Source organism: Desulfofustis glycolicus DSM 9705 (genome assembly GCF_900130015.1).
In the GTDB taxonomy this organism is placed as follows: Bacteria; Desulfobacterota; Desulfobulbia; order Desulfobulbales; family Desulfocapsaceae; genus Desulfofustis; species Desulfofustis glycolicus.
Map to the genome: position 1 here is coordinate 1 of NZ_FQXS01000059.1, position 6,316 is coordinate 6,316.

At 38.4% G+C, this 6,316-nt stretch carries 7 protein-coding genes; 1 reads left to right on the forward strand and 6 read right to left on the reverse strand.

Translation table 11 applies throughout. The features are described 5' to 3' along the window. The 6 genes from BUC26_RS21980 to BUC26_RS22835 all read right to left on the reverse strand — a co-directional run. On the reverse strand, window positions 1-257 hold a 257-nt coding region (locus BUC26_RS21980; protein ID WP_143166093.1), incomplete at its 3' end, for a helix-turn-helix domain-containing protein. A 397-nt stretch (window positions 258-654) separates the two neighbouring features. Further along, window positions 655-1,329, reverse strand: coding sequence for a cyclase family protein (locus BUC26_RS21985; protein ID WP_084540854.1), 675 nt, complete (start codon window positions 1,327-1,329; stop codon window positions 655-657). Further along, window positions 1,322-2,281: a glycosyltransferase family 2 protein gene (locus BUC26_RS21990; protein WP_073379508.1), complete on the reverse strand. Its 960-nt coding sequence runs from the start codon at window positions 2,279-2,281 to the stop codon at window positions 1,322-1,324. Before BUC26_RS21990 ends, BUC26_RS21985 begins: the two co-directional genes overlap by 8 nt. 241 nt (window positions 2,282-2,522) lie before the next feature. Beyond that, window positions 2,523-3,233 (reverse strand): acylneuraminate cytidylyltransferase family protein, encoded by a 711-nt coding sequence (locus BUC26_RS21995; protein ID WP_073379510.1) that lies wholly within the window; start codon window positions 3,231-3,233, stop codon window positions 2,523-2,525. A gap of 35 nt (window positions 3,234-3,268) precedes the next feature. Further along, on the reverse strand, window positions 3,269-4,093 hold the full coding sequence (locus BUC26_RS22000; protein WP_073379512.1) for a glycosyltransferase: 825 nt from the start codon (window positions 4,091-4,093) through the stop codon (window positions 3,269-3,271). A 39-nt stretch (window positions 4,094-4,132) separates the two neighbouring features. After that, complete coding sequence (locus BUC26_RS22835) at window positions 4,133-5,827, reverse strand: 6-hydroxymethylpterin diphosphokinase MptE-like protein (protein ID WP_161949924.1); 1,695 nt, start codon at window positions 5,825-5,827, stop codon at window positions 4,133-4,135. Window positions 5,828-6,138: 311 nt separating this feature from the next. Here BUC26_RS22835 and BUC26_RS22010 point away from each other — a divergent pair. Further along, on the forward strand, window positions 6,139-6,316 hold a 178-nt coding region (locus tag BUC26_RS22010; protein ID WP_143166127.1), incomplete at its 3' end, for a DUF4372 domain-containing protein.

Genomic DNA, 6,316 nt, shown 5'->3' on the forward strand with positions numbered 1-6,316 from the left:
ATGATTTGCACGCTTTTTTCCTGCTCGGCATCGAGGACTCGCTGCGCTCCGTGTCGGCGGCCTCGCTTGCCCGGTTTGATCGCATCTATGCCTCCTCGCAGATACTTCTGCCAGATCGTACTGGCATGAGAGGCAGAGATACCGACCAATTCGGCGGTTTCTTTGGTGGACAAACCACGTTTGCGCAAGCGGACAACCTGCTTGCGCAACTCATACTGAGTCTGCTGATTATGTGTTCGGGCATCTATCTTTTCCATGCCCAGAATTATACTCGAAAGTGCATCATTAAGGTATAAAAATATTAACTATTTACACACCGCGGCAATAAACCAGAATCATCTTAACAAAAAATTCTAGAACTTTTCCCAGACAGCTGAACGTTTTGAATCTCTTTGGTATAAAATCTGAGTTCTCGCAAAAATATAACGAGAAACTAATCACCCAAATAATATTACAGGAATAATTGCCTTACCGCATCTATTTACAATGATGAAATGTAACGATGAAACGAATAAACGAAAATTATATTTTATAATCAATTTTAATAGCTTATTCGTGTTCATAGATAAAATCATCCGGGAACTTAGCTTTTATAGATTTAGTCTGCATATTTGAGAAATTGGCCAGCTTTTTATCCTGTATTTTACAAGAAGACTATAAGACTTGGATTGGTCGTCGGAGAATTGCTCGTGCTGGACTAGCCTCTGCTTCTGGAAGCAATAGTGGCAAGCAAAACAACTCCCACCAACCTAGCTCTACTCCATTGAGATTTAACCCCTCAAGTATTAGCACCTGAGACTCTAGTAAAATTGAGTGTACGAGATCATGTTGCTTAAAAGGTTGAATGGAAAGATAGTCTATACCTACCAATAAAATGTTTCTTTCAGTAATCCAGATCGCTCCCTCTTCACTTAATGCACAAAAATTTTGATCAAATAAATTCTGATTTGCTAGCAAGTCTTTGCTATTATCTGTTCTCAATAGAAGACGGTGACAGGATTTTGGAATGTTACTTTCTTTCAGCTCTTCTGGTCCAATTAGACGTTTACCCTTACATTCAGCAACATACACAGATCCACAGAGATGATTCAACTTACATTCAGCTATGTCTTTTCCGTTAGCCAAATAATGTAAAGGAGCATCAATATGGGTACCTGCGTGCATATCACAATGAAGTACAGAAGCATTGCAGTGTTGTCCATCTTCTAAACGTTTTACCCATTGTATATAAAATCTGGGGCTTCCTGGCCAAAGAACCATGTCATTTCTCAGAGGTACGCTAATGTCTCTTATTTGATAACGAAATTGATCATTTATCATTTTAATCATTTTCAAATATTTTATGGTACTCGATAGAATTGACGTCTATGATTTTATCGATTGATCGATGAGAAACAGGACTTCGATTTGGATAATAAAATCTTTGCCGTAAAGAATCGGTAACTGGTCCGTGTTGTTTCATTCCTAGATAGGTTCCACAAAATTGCATTAATCGAAATGATAAAATATCTTTAAGATTTTGAAAGAAGCAATTTTCGGCCCAAGCACGACTACAATCAGTTTTTAAATTCCTAAAAAATAGATTAATTATCTGCCAGCCACTCAATCTTTCATGTGGAAAAATAGTCCGATAAGCCAAAGCTTCTCTTCTATATCTATTGAACACAGCGCTAAATATTTCTTCGTGTACGTGAACAACTTCTGCTGCGGCCACATAAGAAATTTTATAGTTACGATCTCGTGCACGCTTCGCAAAATCAATGTCTTCCAGTCCTGTTAAAACTTCATCAAAATAAAGTTCCTCCCAAAGATTACGTCTTATTGCGTTATTTGCGTTATTACAAAAAGGGTGATCTTGGAGTGATTGATCCTCATCAGGATACCAGCTTTTAAAAATTTGACATTCTGAATAATTAGAAGATTCATTTCCTCTTTGTTTTCCATAACTTATTCCCACCAAAGGATCACAAAATGGTTTAATGAGCTCTTCAAGCCATGTTCGATAAATCGGGTAGGCATGAGCACTTACAAAAATGAAGATCTCTCCTTCGGCCTCTTTACACCCAATATTACAGGAACGACCAAATGAAAAACTATCTGGGTTAAGTGATATTGTTTTAATTCTATGGTCATTGAGAATTTCTATTGTTCCATCAGTTGAACCTGAATCTACCGCAATAATTTCAAAATTGTTGATAGTTTGCTGAGAAATACCGTAGAGCAGTCTTGGCAAATGCCTGCGTTCGTTCATACACCTAATAATAATAGAATATTTAGTCATTATTACTTTTAATATGATTTTTTTTTGACTACTATCTATCTAGAATTTTTCAAAGACGAAATTAAAGTTTCTTCCTGAAGAGTATTGTACTTAGCAGTCGAAAAATGTATTGGCATACAAGATACGTTGTGGATGTTCAACAACTTACTGAACAAGCATTTGACTATCACATTTTATCAGTTTTTATTGCCTTATCGTATGCGGTTTACTATGACCTTATATTGGCTAAATATTTAAATTTTTATTTAGACAATTCTTCGGTTTCCTTTACAGGTTCAATTGATCGAATACGATATAAGGCTTCGGCAAAACAAAAATCAATTTCATCATCGATATCAATTGCTTCAAATTTATCCATAACAAACATTTTCGCTCTCAGACCAATTCGATTATTTTCAGCCCTCTTAAATGAAGTTTTTGAAAACAAAAAGATGTTCGAATTTTCCACAAAAACAGGCGGAAGATCCTGAGTACGAAGCAATTCTTTTGGGTTATGATTGATAGGTGTTCCTGATTCCAAGAAAAGACGAGTTTGTAACCGGGTTACTGAAAAAAGGGAATCGTAGTATTCGATGGCATTGAAGTAATTTTCAATGGCTGTTTCTACCGTGACAGCTGTCAATAGAGGATTAGTGCTATGTGTCTGAAGGTAGTGTTCAGCTTTGGTCATTTCGAGATCATACGCGATAATATCGTTCATCGAAACAAAATCACCTTGAAGAGCCTTAGGACGTTTTAGAATCCTTACTTTTGAAAAGTTCTTTTGAGCATCTTCGGCAATAAAATCACTATCAGTATCGATAATGATCGAGTCTATTGCATTGCAGAACTCAAGTGTTTCAGTAATCAAATGGAAAAGGGGTCTCCCGTTGAATAAACGAATATTTTTGTTTGGCACTCTCTCGGAATGAGCCTTCATAGGCAGTAGCGCGGTAATTTTTTTGCAATTCATATTATTTATAATTTTAAATATTTAGTTACAAAATGTTACGAAATATTTGACAGAGCATTTTTCGTCATCAACCATTGCCTTGCACGATTAGAGCACTTTTTAGATTCTTCCATTAAAATAGCATATCGAGACTGAGTGTGTTGTCCAATCTTGCGATCGGGTCCGTGCCATCGAACAGAGTAAAGAATCCTAGGCAAATGATAAAATCGACACCCCGCCACAGCAAAACGAAGGTAGTGATCATAATCATTGGCACTCCAATAACTCTCATCCATCAGACCGACTTTTCTATGCCACTCAGTTTTGTAGAGTTTGCTAACTCCCAGCTGAAACCATTGTGCAAAACATTCTTCGAATGAATAATCGGGCATTCGCATCTGTCGAACAATTTGACCAGTATCATGAACAAGATTCATATCTGAATATACAAAATCGACGTCCATATTTTCTAGAATCCCGACCATCTCTTCTATCATATGCGAATGAGGCCAATCATCGCCAACGATGTATGTACAATATTTACCACTTGCCGCTTGAAATCCTTCGTTATAAGTTCTTGTTGCTCCTATATCTCCATCAAATGTTAGTATCTTCAGTCGTCTGTTCTGAGGATAGACCTGAATTGGAATTCTCAAGATTTCCCCTGCTTCGGACATCGAATGAACAGGGTTCATTGTGGAATTCGATATCTTTGCCGGCAAAGAGATGAGATACTCTTTGGTGTCATCTGTGGAACCACCATCGACAATGATTATTTCAATATTCGGATAAGTTTGGAATAGACAATGATCTACGCAAACTGGAAGGTATGCGGCTTGATTGTATGTTGGAATTACAATGCTGACAAGTGGATATTCCATAACAAAAATTGAAATTTAAACCGGTTCATAAATATGTTATTAGCGAACGTTGGATATATATCCTTCATTTCCAAATAACATGTCGAAGTCGCATTTAGGAAAAACATCCAAGGAGCCATCAACTGTTGCATCTAGTATGACACGTCCAGCACGACTGAATTCGCTATTGGCTACGCGATATGAAACTTCTGATCCGGCAAGATCAGGGTACTGCCACTTCACTCCCTTTGCAAAATAATCAGGATGAAAATGGTTGGTGTCCACGGGTTTTGCTGACACCAACTGATGCGGGGTTCCTTTATCCGGAAAATTATGATCCACTCCGACGAGAATAATGGTTTTAAAGCCTAGAAAGTAAGCAACTTGCATTGCACAATAGGTAACGGTGCACCCCTCACACCACTTAAAACCACGCAGATCTTTTATGAATTCGTGAAAACCTGTATGCTCCATAAAAAAAACATTCCATCGGTTCCGGATATATTCATGATGATAGCGAAGAAATTTGACAGAATTAATCTGGTCTATATCTTTCCCGAATTGTTTGAGGACATTGGGATTTGCAACGCATAAAAAAGTAGTTTGAAATCCCATTTTTTCAAAATTTAAATAAATACGGTTCAGACCGATCGTGTATTCATTTTTTAATTTGTGGAGTTCAGTATTATTGAGACTCGGACCATTTCCAATGATGAAGCAACGTTCCCCTGAAAACATGTTATGAAGGTCTTCAAGTGTCAACTTTCGTTCGTTACGCCCAATGAGATTATACTTGGGTCCACTCAAGGATAAAGATGTTCCTTTCAGATTTGCCTGACCTGATTCTTCACTCAATTTGCAGGTTTGCTTAATGTACCAGTCTCGTAACCTCTTTCTGGCAGCAAAAGGGGGACCGACTTCGTTCATTATGAGGAGATTTTTGTCAACGACAACCTCCTGATGTTGTTCGGCAGCTTCATCTGGCCTGTTGAGTCTTACGAAATCGATTTGTTCGCGGCAGTGAGAATCCCATACTAGTGGATTTCCTTGCCCCGTGATTTCTTTAAAGTACAAAGCAAAGATAACATATCCCAACGGCATATCAAAAGCGCTCAACCACTCTTGGGACAGGCAGAAACTTGGTTGCCAGGAATAACCAGGAGGACTCATCCTATACCAAGGATTAGCTTGACGATACTGGAAAGTGTGGATAAGAGGCAGACGGCGTAGGGCTTGACCGCTAAACCAACCATCAGCAGACCAGCCACAGCTAATAATCTCGTCTTTGAACCTCAGTTTTCTCCTTTGCCCTTGTACTGGCATGGATTGATCTTGAGATAATGCCTGCAATTTCGCGAGCCACTCATATTGTAAAATTACAGCTTCCGGACTTAAGTAGACAAATTCTTCTAACTCTAAAATTGATTTCAATAAAACCAAATTTCTTGCAAACCAATTTTTCTTGATACTCAAGGGGATTCTATGTGGCGTGTAGGATTTGGCAGTCTCTTGGTCAATAAACTCCTGCGGAAATTCGATTTTCGGCAGGGCGAAGGCGATTATTGCATTTTTTTCACCTAAAAATCTGACAAGCTGCTCCTGAAGCTCCGGAAGAAGACGTCTTTGGCCAAGTTGGATCAGATATTTACACGAACATCCTTCTGGAATAATTAGTAATGATTCAAGAAGAAGCATTGCTTTTTCTTGATCTCCCAAAGTGATATCAACCACCACAACAATTGGTTCATTTTTCATTTTGACTTGCATAATAAGGTTGGGCACAACATTTTGCAGGTTATTAGTTTACAATATCACGTCAAAGCATCCAAGATATGCTTTAGAACTTATCTAAAGCAAGAATTCAATAGTTCCGTATTCAAAATGGATCCCCTATTCATCAAAATTCTAAAATATCATTTGAAATCAGTAGTGTCCGGTTAAGAGCCAAACGACTCGGTGTAACATCTTGTATTAATATAGCATTCACGGCAAAATGACCATAATCGACTTGAAATCTGATCCCTTTCTAGGGAAATTCTTCGGCAAAACCCTGGAGGGGGGCGCACATGTTTGCCGGACAATTGATTTTCAAGCAGGTTATGGAGTTCATGCCATTGCCAACCTTTCGTCGGTGTGTAGCCAAATACCAAGGAGAGCGCAGGGTAAGAAGGTTCTCCTGTCTCGATCAATTCTTGTGCATGGCCTTTGCCCAAATCACCTACCGAGAGAGTCTTCGCGATATCG

Coding starts and splice junctions, on each gene's coding strand:
- BUC26_RS21985 (WP_084540854.1), bottom strand. CDS start 1,329: ATGATTAAAATGATAAATGATCAATTTCGTTATCAAATAAGAGACATT.
- BUC26_RS21990 (WP_073379508.1), bottom strand. CDS start 2,281: ATGACTAAATATTCTATTATTATTAGGTGTATGAACGAACGCAGGCAT.
- BUC26_RS21995 (WP_073379510.1), bottom strand. CDS start 3,233: ATGAATTGCAAAAAAATTACCGCGCTACTGCCTATGAAGGCTCATTCC.
- BUC26_RS22000 (WP_073379512.1), bottom strand. CDS start 4,093: ATGGAATATCCACTTGTCAGCATTGTAATTCCAACATACAATCAAGCC.
- BUC26_RS22835 (WP_161949924.1), bottom strand. CDS start 5,827: ATGAAAAATGAACCAATTGTTGTGGTGGTTGATATCACTTTGGGAGAT.